13 protein-coding genes are annotated in these 19,180 nt (G+C 66.5%); 6 read left to right on the plus strand and 7 right to left on the minus strand.

Going from position 1 to position 19,180, the window contains the following annotated elements:
* Positions 1 to 27: 27 nt before the first annotated feature.
* Complete coding sequence (hemE, locus tag G542_RS0110640) at positions 28 to 1,095, plus strand: uroporphyrinogen decarboxylase (protein WP_012698263.1); 1,068 nt, start codon at positions 28 to 30, stop codon at positions 1,093 to 1,095.
* 396 nt (positions 1,096 to 1,491) lie between these two features.
* Positions 1,492 to 3,648, plus strand: a complete 2,157-nt coding sequence (locus G542_RS0110645) for a primosomal protein N' (protein ID WP_012698264.1) — start codon at positions 1,492 to 1,494, stop codon at positions 3,646 to 3,648.
* Between the two features lie 504 nt (positions 3,649 to 4,152).
* On the opposite strand, the gene G542_RS0110650 is transcribed toward G542_RS0110645, so the two are convergent.
* The 6 genes from G542_RS0110650 to G542_RS0110675 form a co-directional block, all read right to left on the minus strand.
* Positions 4,153 to 5,613, minus strand: coding sequence for an NAD-dependent succinate-semialdehyde dehydrogenase (locus G542_RS0110650; protein WP_027824101.1), 1,461 nt, complete (start codon positions 5,611 to 5,613; stop codon positions 4,153 to 4,155).
* 4 nt (positions 5,614 to 5,617) lie between these two features.
* Positions 5,618 to 6,901 (minus strand): 4-aminobutyrate--2-oxoglutarate transaminase, encoded by a 1,284-nt coding sequence (gene gabT, locus G542_RS0110655; protein ID WP_027824102.1) that lies wholly within the window; start codon positions 6,899 to 6,901, stop codon positions 5,618 to 5,620.
* A gap of 793 nt (positions 6,902 to 7,694) precedes the next feature.
* The gene (locus G542_RS0110660; RefSeq protein ID WP_162142355.1) at positions 7,695 to 9,014 is read right to left on the minus strand and encodes a TolC family outer membrane protein; all 1,320 of its coding nucleotides are present in this window, start codon (positions 9,012 to 9,014) and stop codon (positions 7,695 to 7,697) included.
* 12 nt (positions 9,015 to 9,026) lie between these two features.
* Complete coding sequence (locus G542_RS0110665) at positions 9,027 to 12,101, minus strand: efflux RND transporter permease subunit (RefSeq protein ID WP_027824104.1); 3,075 nt, start codon at positions 12,099 to 12,101, stop codon at positions 9,027 to 9,029.
* Entirely contained in the window at positions 12,102 to 13,238 is a 1,137-nt protein-coding gene (locus tag G542_RS16660) for an efflux RND transporter periplasmic adaptor subunit (RefSeq protein ID WP_012698270.1), read from the minus strand. It abuts the gene before it with no gap.
* 9 nt (positions 13,239 to 13,247) lie between these two features.
* On the minus strand, positions 13,248 to 13,892 hold the full coding sequence (locus G542_RS0110675; protein ID WP_012698271.1) for a TetR/AcrR family transcriptional regulator: 645 nt from the start codon (positions 13,890 to 13,892) through the stop codon (positions 13,248 to 13,250).
* A 224-nt stretch (positions 13,893 to 14,116) separates the two neighbouring features.
* On the opposite strand from G542_RS0110675, the gene argB reads away from it, so the two are divergent.
* The 3 genes from argB (at position 14,117) to G542_RS0110690 (ending at position 16,178) form a co-directional block, all read left to right on the plus strand.
* Positions 14,117 to 14,992: an acetylglutamate kinase gene (gene argB, locus G542_RS0110680; RefSeq protein WP_012698272.1), complete on the plus strand. Its 876-nt coding sequence runs from the start codon at positions 14,117 to 14,119 to the stop codon at positions 14,990 to 14,992.
* Positions 14,993 to 15,053: 61 nt separating this feature from the next.
* Complete coding sequence (locus G542_RS0110685; RefSeq protein WP_012698273.1) at positions 15,054 to 15,509, plus strand: CBS domain-containing protein; 456 nt, start codon at positions 15,054 to 15,056, stop codon at positions 15,507 to 15,509.
* Between the two features lie 42 nt (positions 15,510 to 15,551).
* A complete protein-coding gene (locus tag G542_RS0110690) occupies positions 15,552 to 16,178 on the plus strand; it encodes a pyrimidine 5'-nucleotidase (RefSeq protein ID WP_012698274.1) in 627 nt (208 codons plus the stop codon).
* A gap of 4 nt (positions 16,179 to 16,182) precedes the next feature.
* Here G542_RS0110690 and G542_RS0110695 read toward each other — a convergent pair whose 3' ends face one another.
* The gene (locus G542_RS0110695) at positions 16,183 to 17,295 is read right to left on the minus strand and encodes a VanZ family protein (RefSeq protein ID WP_239857525.1); all 1,113 of its coding nucleotides are present in this window, start codon (positions 17,293 to 17,295) and stop codon (positions 16,183 to 16,185) included.
* 359 nt (positions 17,296 to 17,654) lie between these two features.
* On the opposite strand from G542_RS0110695, the gene G542_RS16665 reads away from it, so the two are divergent.
* Complete coding sequence (locus G542_RS16665) at positions 17,655 to 19,160, plus strand: methyl-accepting chemotaxis protein (protein ID WP_051190021.1); 1,506 nt, start codon at positions 17,655 to 17,657, stop codon at positions 19,158 to 19,160.
* The last annotated feature ends 20 nt before the right edge of the window (positions 19,161 to 19,180 follow it).

Genomic DNA, 19,180 nt, shown 5'->3' on the forward strand with positions numbered 1-19,180 from the left:
TTCCGCCCTCCGCTTCTGGCCCCACGCATGACGACTGCCCTCAAGAACGACACCTTCCTGCGCGCCCTGCTGCGTCAACCGACTGACTACACCCCGGTGTGGATGATGCGCCAGGCCGGCCGCTACCTGCCGGAATACCGCGCCACCCGCGCCCGCGCCGGCAATTTCCTTGCCCTGTGCAAGTCGCCGGAACTGGCGTGCGAAGTGACCCTGCAACCGCTGGAACGCTTCCCGCTGGACGCCGCCATCCTGTTCTCCGACATCCTGACCGTGCCGGATGCCATGGGGCTGGGGCTGTATTTTGCCGAGGGCGAAGGCCCGAAATTCGAGCGTCCGCTGCGTGACGAGGCCGACATCCGCCGCCTGTGCAAGCCGGACGTCGGCACCGAACTGAAATACGTCACCGATGCCGTATCCACCATCCGCAAGGCACTGGACGGCCGCGTGCCGCTGATCGGATTCTCCGGCAGCCCGTGGACGCTGGCCTGTTACATGGTGGAAGGCGGCAGCTCCAGCGACTTCCGCACCATCAAGACCATGGCCTACAGCCGGCCGGACCTGCTGCACCACATCCTGTCGGTGACGGCCGACACCGTGATCGACTACCTGAACGCCCAGATCGCTGCCGGCGCGCAGGCAGTGCAGATTTTCGACACCTGGGGCGGTGCCCTGTCGCATGCGGCCTACCGCGAATTCTCGCTGGCCTACATGCAGCGCATCATTGCCGGCCTCAACCGCGAGGCCGAAGGCCGTCGCGTGCCGGTCATCGTGTTCACCAAGGGCGGCGGCCAGTGGCTGGAAGCCATGGCCGACACCGGCGCCGATGCACTGGGACTGGACTGGACCACCGACATCGGCGACGCCCGCCGTCGCGTCGGCGACCGCGTGGCCCTGCAAGGCAACTTCGACCCGGTGGCCCTGCACGCGCCGGCAGCCGCGATTGAAACCGAAGTCGCCCGCATCCTCGCCGCCTACGGCAGCGGCAGCGGCCACGTGTTCAACCTCGGCCACGGCATCGGCCAGACCGTACCGCCGGAACACGCCGCCGCGTTTGTCGAAGCCGTGCAGCGCCTGTCGCGGCCGTATCACGGCTGACACCACTCTGCCGTCTGCCATACGCCCCGGCCTGCCGGGGCGTTTTTGCGCAGGCCGGCACAGGTGGCAACACAATGCGAACAGACAGCTGACAGTACGCGCGCAGACGTCAATACCATTGATTTACAAAAACAAAACCACTCAACATCGTTTCAGGCTACTGCCACAAAGGTGGACCGCACTCCGAGCCCCATGACCGGGTGTTTTGCGGTCAGATTCCGGCGAGTGCCGTGGACAAACAGCAAGTTTCGCTGGGGCAGCTCATCCAGTGCGGCTTGCCTGCACACGATAGCTTTGTCATTTACAAAAACCGGTGGGCAGCCCCGTCACCAGCCGCCTCGACAACCCTTGCTTTGCGCGCCACACTGCCGCTCCCTGCCTTTCTCCGCCCTGACGATGTCTGATCCGATCCTGCTCCGGGTGGCACTGGATGTGCCGCTGGCCCGTGAATTCGACTACGCCGCACCGGTCAGCCTGCCGGCCGGCAGCCGGGTCGAGGTGCCGTTCGGACCGCGCCGGCTGGCAGGCATCGTCACCGGCCCCGGTGAAGCGGGCGACTTTACTCCGCGTGAGGCCGTGCCGCTGGCAGACGAACTGCCGCCGCTGCCGGCCGACTGGCTGGCGCTGGTGCGCTTTGCGGCCGGTTATTACGCCTGCCCGTTCGGCCAGGCGCTGTTCACGGCCCTGCCCCCGGCCCTGCGCGAAACCCGGGCTTTTGTGCCGCATGCCGATCCGGTCTATCGCCTGACACCAGCCGGGCGGGATATCCCGCCGCCGACCCGGGCAGCGCGCCAGTGCGCCCTGTTTGCCGCCTTGCAGGCGAGCGACCTGCCGCTGTCGGCGGCCCGGGCACTGCACCCGCAAGCCGCACGCCAGCTGGCCGACTGGCTGGCGACCGGCCGGGTGGAAACGGTCGAACGGGGCGCGCCGGCGCTGCAAACCGGCCCGCGCCCGGCGCTGACTCCGGAGCAGGATGCGGCGCTGGCTGCCTTGCCGGAGTCGGGTTTTGCGCCGGCCCTGTTGTTCGGCGTCACCGGCAGCGGCAAGACCGAGCTCTACCTGCGCCGGATCGAAGCCACGCTGGCCGCCGGTCGCCAGGCGCTGGTACTGGTGCCGGAAATCAACCTGACGCCGCAGCTGGAAGCACGTTTCCGCGCCCGCTTTCCGGCCACGCCGATGGCGATCCTCACCAGCCACCAGCCGGACCGCGCCCGCAGCGAGGCCTGGGTGTCGGCATGGCAGGGCCGGGCCCGGCTGGTGATCGGCACCCGGCTGGCGGTGTTCACCCCCTTGCCGGACCTGGGGCTGATCGTGGTGGACGAAGAACACGATGCCAGCTTCAAGCAGCAGGACGGCCTGCGCTATTCGGCACGCGATCTGGCAGTATGGCGCGCGCACCAGGCCAGCGTGCCGGTGATTCTGGGATCGGCCACGCCCAGCCTCGAAAGCTGGCAGCACGCCCGGGACGGTCGCTACCGGCTGATCGAACTGACCCGGCGGGCCACCGGCGCCAGCCTGCCCGAAGTGCGGCTGATCGACATCCGCCGCCTGCCGCTGGAGGACGGGCTGTCCCCACCGGCACGCCAGGCGCTGGTCGGCGCACGCCAGCGTGGTGAAATCAGCATGGTGTTCGTCAACCGGCGCGGTTATGCCCCGGCGCTGGCCTGCGCTGACTGCGGCTGGATTGCCGGTTGCCCGCACTGCGCGGTCAAGCTGGTGCTGCACCTGCGCGAACGGCGGCTGCGCTGCCATCACTGCGGTCACAACGAGGCCATCCCGCTGGCCTGTCCCGACTGCGGCAACCCGGACATCAAGCCGCTGGGCCAGGGCACCCAGCGCATCGAGGCGGCGTTGCACCAGCTGCTGCCGGGGTCGCGCATCCGCCGCATCGACCGCGATACCGTCAGCCACCGCGATGCCTGGGACGACATCTATCGCGAAGTCCACGCCGGAGAGGTGGACGTGCTGGTCGGCACCCAGATGCTGGCCAAGGGCCATGATTTCCCGGCACTGTCGACCGTGGTGGCGCTGAACGTCGACGGTGGCCTCTACAGCCCGGATTTCCGCGCCAGCGAAATGCTGTTTGCCCAGCTGTTGCAGGTCGCCGGCCGCGCCGGGCGGGCCGGCATCCCCGGCACGGTGTGGGTCCAGACCCAGTTGCCGGAACACCCGCTGTACCAGGCGCTGGTGCGGCACGACTACCCGGGGTTTGCCGCCAGCCTGTTGCAGGAACGGCAGGAGACCGGCTTTCCGCCGTTCTGCCACCAGTTCGTGCTGCGCGCCGATGCCCCGCAACGCAGCGATGCCATGGAATTTTTGCAGCAAATCTCCACCACTTTGCCGCTGATCGACGGCGTGACCGTATTCGACCCCATGCCGGCCACCCTGACGCGGCTGGAAGGCCGCGAGCGGGCCGAGCTGCTGGTCCAGGCCGACCGCCGGCCACCGTTGCGGGCCATGCTGGCCGCCCTGTCCGAATACGCGCCGGCACTGGCCAAACCGTTTGGCCGCCACCTGCGCTGGAGCATCGACGTCGATCCCTGCGGCCTGTGAGAGCTGGCAGCACTGCTGCGACCGGCCGTACACATGACCGGGCCGGCCTGCCCCGCCGGACCGGCCATGCCAACCAAAACGCCGCCCATCCTGTAATGTGCGGCGTTTTCTGTATTGCGGCAGGCGTGGTGACTGCCGGTCAGACCAGCACCCTGCAACCGGGTATCCGCCGGAGTTTCCGACGCCAGTGAGAATGACAAAGCCATCGTGTGCAGGCAAGCCGTACTGGATGAACTGACCCAGCGAAACTTGCTGTTCGTCCACTGCACTCACAGGAATCGGATCTCGAAACACCCGGCCATGGGCACGGAGTGCAGTCAATCGTTGCGGCAGTAGCCTGAAGCGATACGGGGTCGCTTTCATCGCTGTAAATCACAGCCGGTCAAGGCGGGTGTTGCACAGGACACATGCGCTTGTGCGGACACTTCCGGTCCGGGTTCAACCCGGTCTGCTCCCGCCCTGGCCGCGCTCCGGCGCAGATCCTCAAGCAAGGCCGTTGCGACCTCAGCCAGCCAGTCCGCCCAGCAACAGGTACTTGATTTCCAGATAGTCCTCGATGCCGTAGCGGGAGCCTTCGCGCCCGAGGCCGGACTGCTTCACGCCGCCAAACGGTGCCATTTCGTTGGACAGCAGGCCGCTGTTGACCGCCACCATGCCGTACTCCAGCCCCTCGGCCACGCGCCAGATACGGCCGATGTCACGGCTGTAAAAATAGCTGGCCAGCCCGAATTCGGTGGCATTGGCCATGGCGATCACTTCGGCTTCGGTTTCAAAGCGGAACAGCGGCGCCAGCGGCCCGAAGGTTTCCTCGCGCGCCACCCGCATCGACTGCGTGACCCCGGTCAGTACCGTCGGCTCGAAAAAGGTGCCGCCCAGCGCATGCCGCCGGCCACCGGCCAGCAACTGCGCGCCATGCGCCAGCGCATCGGCCACATGCTCTTCCACCTTGCGTACGGCGGCCTCGTCGATCAGCGGCCCCTGCGTCACGCCGGCCCCGAAGCCGTCCCCGACCTTGAGGTCGGCCACAGCGGCGGCCAGTTTGGCGGCGAATGCCTCGTAGACTCCCGCCTGCACGTACAGCCGGTTGGCGCACACACAGGTCTGGCCGGCATTGCGGTACTTGCTGGCCAGCGCCCCTTCGACTGCGGCATCCAGGTCGGCATCGTCAAACACGATGAAGGGCGCGTTGCCGCCCAGCTCCATCGAGACCTTCTTGACCGTGCCGGCGCACTGGGCGATCAGCTGACGGCCAACCTCGGTCGAGCCGGTAAAGCTGAACTTGCGCACGATGGCGCTGCCGGTCAGCTCGGTACCGATTTCACCGGCCGCGCCGGTGATGACGCTGAACACCCCGGCCGGCACCCCGGCGCGTTCGGCCAGCACCGCCAGCGCCAGCGCAGACAGCGGCGTCTGGCTGGCAGGCTTGAGCACGATCGGGCAGCCGGCCGCCAGGGCCGGGCCGACCTTGCGGGTGATCATGGCGTTGGGAAAATTCCACGGCGTGACGGCAGCGCAGATCCCGATCGGTTCCTTGGTCACGACAATGCGCCGGTCGGCGCCGGGTGCGGGAATGGTGTCGCCGTAGACACGCTTGGCCTCTTCGGCAAACCACTCGAGATAACTGGCGCCATAGAGGATTTCGCCTTTGGCTTCGGCCAGCGGCTTGCCCTGTTCGGCGGTCAGGATGACAGCCAGATCGTCGGCATATGCCGTCACCAGGTCAAACCAGCGGCGCAGGATGACGGCCCGCTCCTTGGCGGTCCGGCGGCGCCAGGCCGGCCAGGCCGCCTCGGCGGCTTCGAGGGCGCGGCGGGTTTCGGCACGGCCCATTTTCGGCACCCGCGCCAGCACGGCGCCGGTAGCCGGATTGGTAACGGCCAGCGTGGCACCGTCGTCTGCCGCGCACCACTCGCCGCCGATCAGGCAGCGGTCGGCCAGCAGGCCGGGATCATTGAGTTTCAGCATGGATTCATCCTTGGCGGGCGCTGGCCGCTGCCCGCATGGCGGCAGACAGGATGGCCAGCGCTTCATCGAAAACCGGGTCTTCGATGGTAAGCGGAAACAGGAAGCGCAGCACATTGGAATGCATGCCGCAGGTCAGCAGGATCAGCCCGTGCTCCATGGCAATCTGCTGCACGCTTCTGGCAAAGGCCGCATCCGGCATCCGCGTGGCCGGATCAAGGAACTCAGCCGCCACCATGGCGCCCAGCGCACGTACGTCGGCAAGCTGCGGCACGACGGCTGCCAGTTCGTGCAGGCAGGTGTAGAGGCGGGCGCCCAGCACTTCGGCCCGCTGGCACAGCTGTTCCGACTCGATGACGTCAAGGGCGGCCCTGGCCGCCGCCAGCGCCAGCGGGCTGCCGGCATAGGTGCCGCCCAGTCCGCCGGGAGCCGGCGCATCCATGATGTCGGCACGCCCGGTGACGGCCGACAGCGGCAGTCCGCCGGCCAGCGACTTGGCCAGCGTGACCAGATCAGGCACCACGCCGGAATGTTCGATGGCCAGCCAGCGTCCGGTGCGGGCAAAGCCGCTTTGCACTTCGTCAACAACCAGGACGATGCCGTGCTGGTCGCAGATCCGCCGCAGGGCCTGCAAAAAGCTTGGCGGCGTGATGTAAAAGCCGCCCTCGCCCTGCACCGGCTCGATCACCATGGCCGCTACCCGGGACGGATCGATGTCGCAGCGCAGCAGGCGCTCCAGCCCGGCCAGCGCTTCGGATTCGCTGATGCCGTGCAGCGTGTTGGGATAAGGCGCGTGGTAGACCTCGGCCGGAAACGGCCCGAAACCGAGCTTGTAAGGTGCGACCTTGCCGGTCAGGCCCAGCGTCATGTTGGTGCGGCCGTGATAGCCGCCGTAAAAGCCGATCATGCCGGAACGGCCCGTGTAGGCCCGGGCAATCTTGACGGCGTTTTCCACTGCTTCGGCGCCGGAGGTGAAAAAGGCGGTTTTCCTGGCGTGGGGACCCGGCACCAGTGCGTTGAGCCGTTCGGCCACCTCGACATACAGCGCATAGGGCACGACCTGGTAGCAGGTGTGCGAAAAGCGCTGCATCTGCGCCTGGACGGCGGCGGCTACCTGCGGGTGCAGGTGACCGCTGTTGAGGACACCGATGCCGCCGGCAAAGTCGATGTGGCGCCGGCCCTGCTCGTCCCACAGTTCGGCATTGCAGGCCCGGTCGGCATAAAAATCACACAGGACTGCCACCCCGCGCGGCGTGGCCTGCTGGCGGCGTTCGGTCAAAGGGGACGACATGGGCTTTCTCCTCGGAAACCGGCCCGCCGGAACTGGACGGAGGACCCGGACAACGTACCGCCGCCGCATTGCGGCGGACCTGACTTGGAGTGTAGGCAGCGGGTCTCCGGAAGCCGAACCGGCTGCCGGGTTTTGCCGTCTTCCTGTGGTACGACGCCGACAGGCCGGGCACGGTCGCCCCGGAAGGTCTGCGTATCAGGCAGGCATGGCTGGCGGCGGATACGGTCCGCAGGCTGCCGGTCCCCAGCGTGCGGCAGCGGCACGACAGGATCTGCAACGGGCGAACCTGCTTGCGTCCTGTGTCCATACCGTCAGCGGTAATGCCCCGTCTCCCGGCGGCCGGCCACTCGTCCCGGGGCGCCCTGGCGGAGCGGCAGCTACACGCGGCATCCTGCCCGGGCGTGTCGAACATGATCTCCAGTGTCATGCCCCCTTCCTCCGGGTTGGCATGGCACCACGGCCCGTCCGACAGGATGGTTTCACTGCTGGCCTCGAGCCGGGCCAGGCAGCCGTCAGCCATGTCAGGCGACAGGCGCCCTCGTGACAGGACAGGGAAGCTCAGCCGCTGCGCCCCTTGGGCATGCCCCGGCGGCTGGTTGCCCTGCCCCCGGTAGGCCAATTTCAGCTGGTGTTCCTTCCGGAAGCAGCCAGGCCGGCGCCGGCAGGTCTCTGACCGGCATGGCGACCGGCTGCGCGGACAATGTCCTGCCCGGAGCAGCCGGCAGGCGCCGGAATGCAAACGCCCGGCACACGGCCGGGCGACAGGATTGCGGACAACGGCAGGGCCGAGAGATCAGCCCTCACCGGCAAGCAGGCGGTTCAGCACGGCCAGCTCCTCCGGGGTCAGCCGGCCCACACCCTGGGCCAGCTGCAACTTGGCCAGCAGGTAGGTGTACTTGGCCTCGGCAAGGTCACGGCGGGCCTGGAATACCTTCTGCTCGGCATTGAGTACGTCCAGCAGCGTACGCACGCCCACCTCCATTCCCAGCCGGGTGGCTGCCAGCTGGCTTTCGCTGGAAGTCAGCACGTTCTGGCGCGCCATGACCTGCGCGGCACCGGCCGTCACGCCCAGATACGCCGTGCGGACGCTTTGCTCTGCCGTCCGGCGCGCGGTTTCCAGGTCATCACGGGCGGCATCGCGCAAGGCGGCCTTTTCGCGCACCTGCGACTGCACGCCACCGCCGGCAAACAGCGGAATGGTGATGCTGATGCCGGCCGTCTTGCCTTCGCTGTCGCTGCCGCCGGGCGAGCCGGAAATCTGGTTACTGGCGGTTTTCTGCCAGCCGGCACTGGCGCTGACGGTGGGCAGGTGGCCGGAGCGGCTGACCTCGATGGATTTTTGCGCTATCAGCAGCTGCTTTTGCCGGATCAGCACGTCAAGGTTGCCGTTCTCGATGCCGGCCAGCCACGCCGACACGTCATTCGGTTGCGGCTGGCTCAGCGGCAGGTTGTCCACCAGCGGCTTCAGGCCGGTGGCCGGCAGGCCGGTCAGGAGCTGGAAAGCGTTGCGCTTGACCGCCAGCGTGTTGAGCGCCTGGATTTCCACGGCCACTGCACTGTCGTAGTTGGCCTGCGCTTCGCGGGTGTCGACGATGGTGACGGTGCCGACCTCGAAGCTCTTTTTGGCCTGTGCCAGCGCCTGGGCAAAGGCTTCCTTGGCACCTTGGGCGTAGGTGACCGAATTTTCCGCCAGCAGCACGTCAAAATACGCCTGCGCCACCCGCAGGATCAGCGACTGCTCGGCGGCGGTCAGCTGGTCATCGGCGATCAGCGCCTGCTGGTCACCGATGGCCAGTCCGGCAAACTTGGCCCAGTCGAACAGCACCTGCGTCACCTGCCCGCCCATCACGCTGGTGTGATAGTCGGGTACGGCAGCCGGCTGGTCGGGAAACGTCCGGGTATAGCTGCCCGAAGCACCCAGCTGCGGCAAAAGCGGCGCCCGGCCCTGGGTACGTTTTTCGATGCCGGCTTCGCGCTGGGCCCGGGCGCTGGAAATGACGGAGTCGAACTGGCGGGCCGCCTGCCAGGCTTGCATGAGGTCGGTGGCACAGGCCATCCCGCTGGCCAGCACCAGCGAGCAGGTCACAATCGGTCGGAACAGGCGCAACTTCACGACAACCATCCTTTAGTCGTTAACCGGGGGCCGCTGGATGCGGAACCATGCGGCATAAAGAGCGGGCAAGAATAACAGGGTCAGCACCGTTGCGATAAACAGACCGCCCATGATGGCCACGGCCATCGGTCCCCAGAAGGTACTGCGGGTCAGCGGAATCATCGCGAGGATGGCCGCCGCCGCCGTCAGCATGATGGGGCGGAAGCGCCGCACGGTGCTGCCGACGATGGCTTCCCACGGCGGAATGCCATCGCGGGTGTCGTGCTCGATCTGGTCAACCAGGATAACGCTGTTGCGCATGATCATGCCGGCCAGCGCAATCACGCCGAGCATGGCAACAAAACCGAACGGTGCGTGGAACAGGATCAGCGACAGGGTGACGCCGATCAGGCCCAGAGGTGCGGTCAGGAATACCAGCACGCTGCGGCTGAAGCTCTTGAGCTGGATCATCAGCAGGGTCATGACGATCACCAGCATCAGCGGCTGCACCGCACCGATGGCCTTCTGCGACTTCTGGCTGGCCTCCAGCGAACCGCCCAGTTCGATGTGGTAGCCCGGTGGCAGGGTCTTTTCCAGTGCCTGCATCTGCGGCCACAGGCTGATTGCCACGTCGGACGCCTGCACGCCGTCGCGCACGTCGGCCCGCACCGAAATGGTCGGCAGCCGGTTGCGGCGCCAGATGATGCTTTCTTCCGGCACGTACTCAATGGTGGCCACCTGCGCCACCGGCACCATGCGTCCGCTGGCGGTCTGGAGCATCAGTCCCGGCAGGGCGTCGATGTCCTGGCGCTCGTTGCCCGACAGCCGGACCACCACTTCCAGCGTGCGGTCGTGGTCGCGCAGGTCGGTCACGCCGGCACCGGAAATCATCAGCCCGAGCTGGCGTGCCACCGACTGCGGATTGATGCCCAGCGCACGCGCGCGTTCCTGGTCGATCTTCAGCCGCAGCGCGCGCACCTGCTCGCCCCAGTCGTTGTTGACGTGCCGCGAATCCGGATGCGCGCGCACCATGGCCTCGACCCGGCCGGCAATCTGCCGCACGGTGGCATGGTCGTCGCCCATCACGCGGAACTGCACCGGATAACCGACCGGCGGGCCGTTTTCCAGCCGCACCACCCGGCCGCGCACCGTCGGAAAGTCGTTTTCAAACAGCGACTCGATCTTGTGCTTGACCTGCTCGCGCGCGGCGTCGTCGGTGGTCATCACCATCAGCTGCGCATAGTTGAGGTTGGGTTGCTGCTGGTCGAGTGGCAGGTAAAAGCGCGGGCTGCCGTTGCCGATGTAACTGGTGACCGACGCCACGCCCTTGTCGTGCCTCAGCGCGGCTTCCAGCTTTTTCACCTCGCGCTCGGTGGCAGCAAAGCTGGCACCCTGCGGCAGCCACATGTCCACCAGCAGCTCCACCCGGTTGGACGACGGGAAAAACTGCTGCTGCACGAACAGCTTGAATGACACCAGCGACAGCATAAATGCCCCCAGCGTCAGCGCAATCACGGTCTTGCGGTGGTCAAGGCACCACACCACCATCCGGCGGAAGCGCTGGTAGAAGGGCTTGTTGTAGACATCGTGCTCGGCATCCCCGTGGGTTACGCCCGGATGCTCCTTGAGGATCAGGAAACCGAGGTAGGGCGTGAACACCACGGCCACCAGCCACGACACGATCAGTGCGATCGACACCACGGCAAACAGGCTGAAGGTGTATTCACCGGCATTGGAGCGCGCCAGCCCCACCGGCAGGAAGGTGGCGGCGGTGATCAGCGTGCCGGTCAGCATCGGAAAGGCCGTGCTGGTATAGGCAAAGGTGGCGGCACGAAAGCGCGTCCAGCCCTGCTCGAGCTTCAGCGCCATCATTTCCACCGCGATGATGGCGTCATCCACCAGCAGCCCCAGCGCAATGATCAGCGACCCCAGCGAAATGCGTTGCAGCTCGATGCCGAACACCAGCATCAGCAGGAAGGTGATGGCCAGCACCAGCGGAATCGACAGCGCCACCACGATGCCGGTACGCAGGCCGAGGCTGACAAAGCTGACGGCCAGCACGATCACCACCGCCTCGACCAGCGAGCGCATGAATTCGCCGACGGCGTTCTGCACCACCTTGGGCTGGTCGGAGACGGCGTCGATCTGGATGCCGACCGGCATGGTGGCGCGCATCTCGGCGGCAAAGGCGTTGAGCGACTCGCCCAGCTTGATGACATCGCCGCCCTTTTTCATCGATACGGCCAGCGCCAGCGCCGGCTTGCCGTCAAAGTGCACCTTGAACGACGGCGGATCGACAAAACGGCGCTCGATCGTGGCAATGTCACCCAGCGTCAGCACCCGGCCACCGGCCGCGATCGGCGTGGCCGCCACGGCGGCGGCGGTGTCGTAGGCACCTTCCACCCGCACGAAAAAACGCTCGCCGGGCGTGTGGTAGATACCGGCGGCCTCGACGGCATTCTGGGCCGCGACGGCATTCCAGATACCCGACAGGTCCAGCCCGAGGCTGGCGATCTTGGCGGTATCAAGACTGACGTAAACCTTTTCCGCCTGTTCGCCGATGATCTCCACCTTGGCGACGTCGGGAATGCGGGTGGCCTGCTGGCGGGCATGGTCAACGTACTGGCGCAGTTCTTCGTAGCTGAAGCCGTCGGCGGTAAAGGCATAGATGTTGCCGAAGGTGTCGCCGAACTCGTCGTTGAAGAAGGGCCCCTTGATGGTGGCGGGCAGGCCGCCGGTGGCCTTGAGGTCGCCGAGCTTCTTGCGGACCTGGTACCAGGTATCGGCCACGTCGCGGCCGCGCAGGTGCTCGTGGGTAGAGAGGATGAACTGCGCCTCGCCGGGCTTGGAGAAGCTCTTGACATACTCCAGCTCGGGCATGTCCTGCAGTTTTTTCTCGATGCGGTCGGTGACCTGTGCCTCCACCTCTTCGGCGGTGGCGCCAGGCCACTGCACCTGTACCAGCATGGCCTTGAAGGTGAACTCCGGGTCTTCCTTCTGGCCGAGCTTGCCATAGGCCCAGACACCGGCCAGCAGCAGGACGACGATCAGGTAGCGGGTGAGCGACTGGTTTTTCAGCGCCCATTCGGAAAGATTGACGCCGCGCATTTACTGGTTACCTGCCTTGCCGTTTTCCTGGCCGGTGGCCAGTGCCGGCTTTCCCGGTGCGGCGCTGGCCAGCCGCCTGACGGCCATGCCGTCGCGCAGCAGGTGCACACCGGCCGTGACGATTTCTTCACCGGGTTTCACCCCGGAACTGACTTCGGCCTGTCTGGAATCAACCCGGCCGAGGCTGACCTGGCGCTTTTTCACTCGCGGGGTCTGGCCGTCCAGCACCCAGACGTAGTGCTTGCCGCCTTCGTCGAGAATGGCCGACAGCGGCAGCTGCGGTACGGCGTTTTCGGGGGCGCGGCCCCGGGCCGCCACGCTGGCGCTCATGCCCAGGCGCACGTCGGCATCGGGCTGGCGCAGCGTCAGGCGGGCGGTATAGGTGCGGGTGGCCGCATCTGCGTCCGGCGACAGTTCGCGCAGCTGCGCCGGGTACTGCCGGCCACCGGCCCACAGCTGCACGGTGTAGGCCTCTGCGGTGCGGAATTCGGCCAGCCGCGCTTCCGGCACGTTGACCACGGCTTCCAGTTCGCCCGGCACGGCCACCTTGACCACCACCTGCCCGGCCTGCACCACCTGTCCCGGCTCGGCGTCGACGTAGGTCACCATACCGGCGCGCTCGGCGGTCAGCGTGGCATAGGCCTGACGGTTGGCGCTGACCCCGAGGTCGGCTTCGGCCTGGCGCAGTTTTTCGCGGGCGACGGTCACGCCGTTCTGGCGGCGGTCAAAGTCGGCCTGGCTGATGAACTGCTGGCCCAGCAGCTCGCGGTAGCGCACGAGGTCGGTCTGCTGCTGGGTGTAGTCGCTGCGGGCGGCGGCAAGCTGGGCGCGCTTGGCGGCCAGTTCCAGCCCGATGTCGGCCGGGTCCAGCCGCACCAGCGGTGCTCCGGCACCGACCTGCTGGCCGACTTCGACCAACCGGGCGTCGATCTTGCCCGGCACGCGAAAGCTCTGCTTCGATTCGTGGCGCGGCCGGATTTCGGCGGTATAGCGCTGGATGTCTGCCGTGTCGGTCGCAGCCACGCGGGTGGTGCGTACCGGACGGGTTTCTTCTTGGGCGGCCGGCTTGTCGCCGCAGCCCGCGAGGGAGGCAGCCAGCAGGCCGCCCAGACAGATTCGGGTCAGGGAAATGGTCATGGCTAGGTTTCAGGCAGACGGCGCACGGGCCAGCAGGCCAAGCGCCAGAAGATCGTCGAGTTGCTGCAAATGGCTGCCGATGTCGTGGCGGGTCGATTCAAACTGCGGGAACGAGTGGCGCCACAACAACGCCATCATGACCGGCGCCATCAGGATTTCCGTGGCGTGGTCAAGACTGAGGCTGGCACGGAATTCGCCGCTGGCCACGCCTTCGGCCAGTACCTGGCGCACCAGCCTGCGGGTCGGCATGACCACTTCGTCGAAATAAAAGCGCGACAGTTCGGGAAAGTTGCCGGCTTCGGCCAGCATCAGCCGCACCAGCCCGCCGCCGCCGGCACAGTCGACGGCTTCGACCCACAGGCGGACGGCACCGAAGAGGCGCTCGCGTGCCGGGCGGCTGCGGTCGAGCGCCAGCGCCTCGCAGGAATGGGTCAGGGGCACCAGCCCGCGCCGGACCACGCTCTTGAAGATTTCCGCCTTGTTTTCAAAGTACAGGTACGGCGTGCCTTTGGTGACGCCGGCGGCCTGGGCAATGTGTTCGATCTTGGTGGCGGCATAGCCGCGCTCGACAAACAGCGGCAGGGCAGCATCGAGGATTTCGTCGGGGCGGGAAGCCTTGCGACGCTCCCAGCGAGGGGCGGTATCGTGTTCCATGCGAACGGCCTGAAGCGGAAAAAGTGCCACATGGTGCCGCGCCGGACCGGAATCCTCAAGTAAATGACCAACTTTTCATTAGGCATGAAGCATATTTGTCACACTGGCTGACCTGACGCCCGCACCATCTGCCTTGGCAAGCAGATATTGCACCGCACTTTTTACATAAATGCGGATAGAATTTTCATCTTTCCGACATACATACCCCGCCAGGAGCCTGAACCATGCTGCTTGCAGACGCCCAGAACAAGGCCGCCATCCTCGCCGAAGCCCTGCCCTACATCCGTGCCTTTGCCGGCAAGACCATCGTGATCAAGTATGGCGGCAACGCCATGACCGACCCGGAGCTGAAAGCCGGATTTGCCCGCGACGTGGTCATGCTCAAGCTGGTCGGCATGAATCCGGTGGTGGTACACGGCGGCGGCCCGCAGATCAACGACCTGCTGGGCCGGCTGGGCAAGCAGGGAGAGTTCGTGGCCGGCATGCGCGTGACCGATCCGGAAACCATGGACGTGGTCGAAATGGTGCTGGGTGGCCTCGTCAACAAGGAAATCGTCAGCCTGATCAACCAGGCCGGCGGCAAGGCGATCGGCCTGACCGGCAAGGACGGCAACTTCATCCGCGCCCGCAAGCTCTACATCCAGGACGGCAGCGACGAGGGCGTCGATATCGGCCAGGTGGGCGAGGTCGACAGCATCGACCCGCAGGTGGTGCAGCTGCTGGACACGCAGGATTTCATCCCGGTGATCGCACCGGTCGGCGTCGGCCCGAACGGCATGGCCTACAACATCAATGCCGACCTGGTGGCCGGCAAGCTGGCCGAAACGCTGGGGGCATCCAAGCTGGTGCTGATGACCAACACCCCGGGCGTACTCGACCGCGACGGCAACCTCCTGACCGGCCTGACCGCCAAAAGCATCGACGCACTGTTTGCCGACGGCACCCTGTCGGGCGGCATGCTGCCGAAAATCAGCTCGGCACTGGACGCAGCCCGCGGCGGAGTGGAGTCGGTCCACATCATCGACGGCCGGGTCAAGCACGCGCTGCTGCTGGAAATCCTGACCGCAGCCGGTGTCGGCACCATGATCCGCGCAGCCTGACTGGCAAAGCGCAGCGGCGCCTCCCTATAGTGAAATCTCCGTCACCCCCAGGGAGTGCGCCATGTCCGCCACCGTCCGCCAGCTGCTGCAAGACAAGAACCAGCCGCCACTGATCGCCGTTTCACCGGACTGCACCGTGTTCCAGGCCCTGCAAAAACTGGCCGAACACGACATCGGTGCCGTGGCGGTCATGGACGGCCCCCGGCTGGTCGGCATCTTCTCCGAGCGCGACTACGCCCGGCGCATGATCCTTGAGGGCCGCCAGTCGTCCGGCACGCCGGTCACGGCCGTCATGACCGAACGCGTCATCGTGGTCCACCCGGACACGCCAGCCAGCCAGTGCATGGCCATCATGACCGACAAACGCATCCGCCACCTGCCGGTGGCCGACAACGGCCGCGTCATCGGCATGGTGTCGATCGGCGACGTGGTGCGCTCCACCCTGGCCGAGCAACAGATCGCCATCGACTCGCTGACCCAGTACGTGATGGGATGCAGCACCATGGGCTGCCGCTAGCAGGCGTACACTGGCGGCTTTTGCGCCGCCGGTTCACCCAGAATGCTGTGGATTTTCGATCTCGACAACACCCTGCATCACGCCAGCCCCGGCGTGTTTCCCCACATCAACCGGATGATGACCGACTACATCATCCGCCACCTGCACGTTGACGAAGACGCTGCCAACCGGCTGCGCCAGCATTACTGGACCCGCTACGGTGCCACGCTGACCGGGCTCGTGCGCCATCACGGCGTCGATCCCCGGCACTTCCTGCGCCACACCCATCCGCTGGAAGACCTGCTGCCCCTGGTGGAAACCGATCCGCAGGTGGCCTGGACACTCGCCCGCCTGCCCGGACGCAAGGTCCTGCTGTCCAACGGGCCCGCACACTATTGCGCGGCCGTCCTCACCCGGCTCGGCATCGACCGGCATTTCAGCGCCCAGTTCGGACTGGAACACATCCGCTTTGCCCCCAAGCCGTCCCCGCACGGCTTTCGCGCCGTCCTGTCCCGCCTGCGGGCCCGGCCCGGCCAGAGCTGGATGATCGAAGACAGCGCCGACAACCTGAAAACCGCCAAGCGCCTCGGGCTCAACACCGTCTGGCTGGCCCCCGGAGAGCCACGCCGGCCGGCCTACGTCGACCACCGGCTCAACCGCCTGTCCGATCTCGTCCGGCTGGTACGCTGAACCGTCAGCGCGCCGCGCGCATGATCCGCCACAGCGACAGCAGCAGTACGGCCATCGCCGCCCACGGCCACAGGTCCGACACGTACTCGGCCAGTGCATTGAGGTTGCGCAAATGGCCGTATGACCAACGGAACAACACCATGTCGTCGCGCGGCGACGCCTCCAGCGGCCACACCGACGACAGCCAGACACTGCCGGCCAGCGCCAGCAGCGCCAGGAAATGCTGCCAGCCACGCCGCAACCGGGTGGCGGCCCACGCCAGCAGCAGGCCGCTGACCAGCCCCAGCGCCACGTGGAAATTCATCCACTCGAAAAACGCCATCGGCTTGAGCAGCACGCCGGCGGCCACCACCTTGACGAACCAGGCGATGCCAAGGAACAGCAGGACCGAACGCACCTGGTAGCGCCGGCTGGTCAGAAAGCCGGTCAGGAACAAGAGCAGGGCCAGCAGGTGCAGCATTGCTCCGCCTGCCTCCACCAGCATCAGGAACAGTGCCGGATCGTGCAGCGGCGAAGCAAACGGCTGCGGCAGGCCACGCGGCAGCGTCACCACGCCAAACAGCGGAATGGCCGGATTGATCTGGGTCAGGAACCAGACGGCCAGCAGCATCAGCGCGTAGTCGGCACTCGAATCCTTGACGAACCAGCGATAGCGCCGCGACAGCCCCCAGCGTCCCAGCCAGCGGAACAGCGGCGAAGTGGCCAGCAGCGCGCCCAGCACGCCACCGGCGCTGTTGTAGAGCAGGTCGAGGTTGGACGACACGCGTCCGGCAAAGAAATGCTGGGTGACTTCCACTGCCAGACTGGTCCCGGCCGCCACGCAGCAGCCGAACAAAAAGCCCAGCCAGCGCCGGTGCGGCACCCGCGCCAGGGCAAAACCGTAGGGCAGGTACGCCACCACGTTGACCAGATTGTCAAAGTCGCGCTGGTAGTAGGGCAGCGGATAGAACAGGAAATCCAGCAGCGGCTCGTTGCTGCCCTGCAAGTCATACGGATAGAAGCTGACGACGACGATCACGCCCAGCCATATCAGGGCAAACCAGCGTGACACGAAATGGCGCGCCAGCGGCAATACGGCGTGAGGGTCATCCATGGCAACGAACAGGGAATCTCGCATGCGCCAAGGTTACCCGAGCTCCCCGCCAGGCAAAAGCCGCAGCCGGTTTCCGGTCATCCCGCCGGCCACCGCTCCGGCACGGCCAGAGCCCCTTTGCCGCATGATCCGCACCCTGTCTGCAACATATCGATACAAATCCCGCGCATTTTGCATTTGCCATATCTCATCATCATTCATAAAGTGCGACCCCTCACCATGCACTTACTACCCATTTGACATGAGCAGACCGGCCCGTCAGCGGCTCTGGAGCGGCCTTCTGGCCCTGTGGCTGGCTTTCAGTCTCGCCGGCCTCTGGTGGGCCGAGGCCAGATCGGCCACCCGCCTGACCCTGTGTTCCTCCGTTGTCCGGAAATAAATCCATGCCTCTCGACTCCCTGCCCCTCACCGGCCAGCTGCGCCGGCGCGCCGACCGTTTCCTGCTGCTGGTCCTGACCGCCTTCTGGGGCATCACCCTGATCCAGGGCTGGCTGGCCGGCGAACTGGCCAGCGCTATCACTGGCGGTGCCATCCTGCTGGCCATGCCCGCCCTGCTGGTCTGGCGCGAACCCGGAGCCCTTGTCACCCGGCTGGCCACCGGCGCAGCTGCCATGCTGCTGTCGGCCCTGTCGATCTTCCTGTCCGGTGGTGCCATCGAGGCGCACTTCGCCATCTTTGTCCTGCTCGGCCTGCTGCTGGTGTATTTCGACTGGCGCGTGCTGCTGTTCGCCGCCGCCGTCATTGCCGTCCACCATCTGGGTTTCAACTACGCAGCCCAGGCCGGACTGCCGCGCCTGCAACTGTTCCCGAGCGGCCCCGACCTTGCCCGCGTACTGGTCCACGCGGCCTATGTGGTGGTGGAAACAGCCGCCCTGGCCGTCATCGCCATCCAGATCGAGCGCCAGCTCAAGGCCAGCAGCCGGCTGGCCCAGTTTGCCCGCGAAGCCCGCGAAGGCAATCTGGCGCAACCGCTTGATGAGCGGCTGGCCAGCCAGGATGCCATGCTGCAGGCAGCCGAAGCCATGCGCCGCCAGCTGGTCGAAGCCCTCGACCACGTCATCAGTGCCGCCGGCGAACTTTCCGGCACCGCCCAGGGCGTGGCCGGCAAGGCCCGGTCACTGGATGACACGGCCGAAGCCCAGACCCGTGCCGCCCGCGACATGACCAGCAACGTCCAGGCCATCAGCGCCGGCATCGGCCAGCTCAGCACCGACGCCGAAAACGTGCGCCGGCTGATGAACGATTCCGGGCTGATTGCCGTACAGGGACGGGACGTGGCACAAGCCGCCGCCGAAGAAATGACACGGATCGACACCGCCATCGCCCGGGTCCACCAGAATGTCGAAACCCTGCGCCAGCGCTCGGAGCGTGCCATGGGCGTGGTGCAGGTCATCAAGGACATTGCCGACCAGACCAACCTGCTGGCACTGAACGCCGCCATCGAAGCCGCACGGGCAGGTGAAACCGGACGCGGCTTTGCCGTGGTCGCCGACGAAGTCCGCCATCTGGCGCAGCGCACCCGTGAAGCCACCGATGTCATCAGCACCACCATGGGCGAAATGGAACGCTCCAACGCCGACGTGCTCGGCACCATGGACGACGCCATCCGCAGCGTCAGCCGGGGCGTAGACAAGGCCAGCGCGGCCGGCCGCGCCATCCGGGACATCAGCCGCATCGTCGAGCAGGCCACGGCTTCAGTCGCCACCATGGCCGACGCGCTGAACCGGCAGAACGACACCACCCGCAGCGTGGCGCAACAAGTGGAGCAATCCGGCCGGCAAAGCGAAACCACCCGGCTCACCCTGCAGGAGCTGACCGGCGACGTGCAGGCGCTGGACCAAGTGGCCGGCCAGCTGCACGCCGCCACCCGCTTTTTCCGGACCCGCTGATCCGGCTCCGGGCAGCCCGC

Origin of the sequence: Laribacter hongkongensis DSM 14985, from assembly GCF_000423285.1 — a bacterium.
In the GTDB taxonomy this organism is placed as follows: domain Bacteria; phylum Pseudomonadota; class Gammaproteobacteria; order Burkholderiales; family Aquaspirillaceae; genus Laribacter; species Laribacter hongkongensis.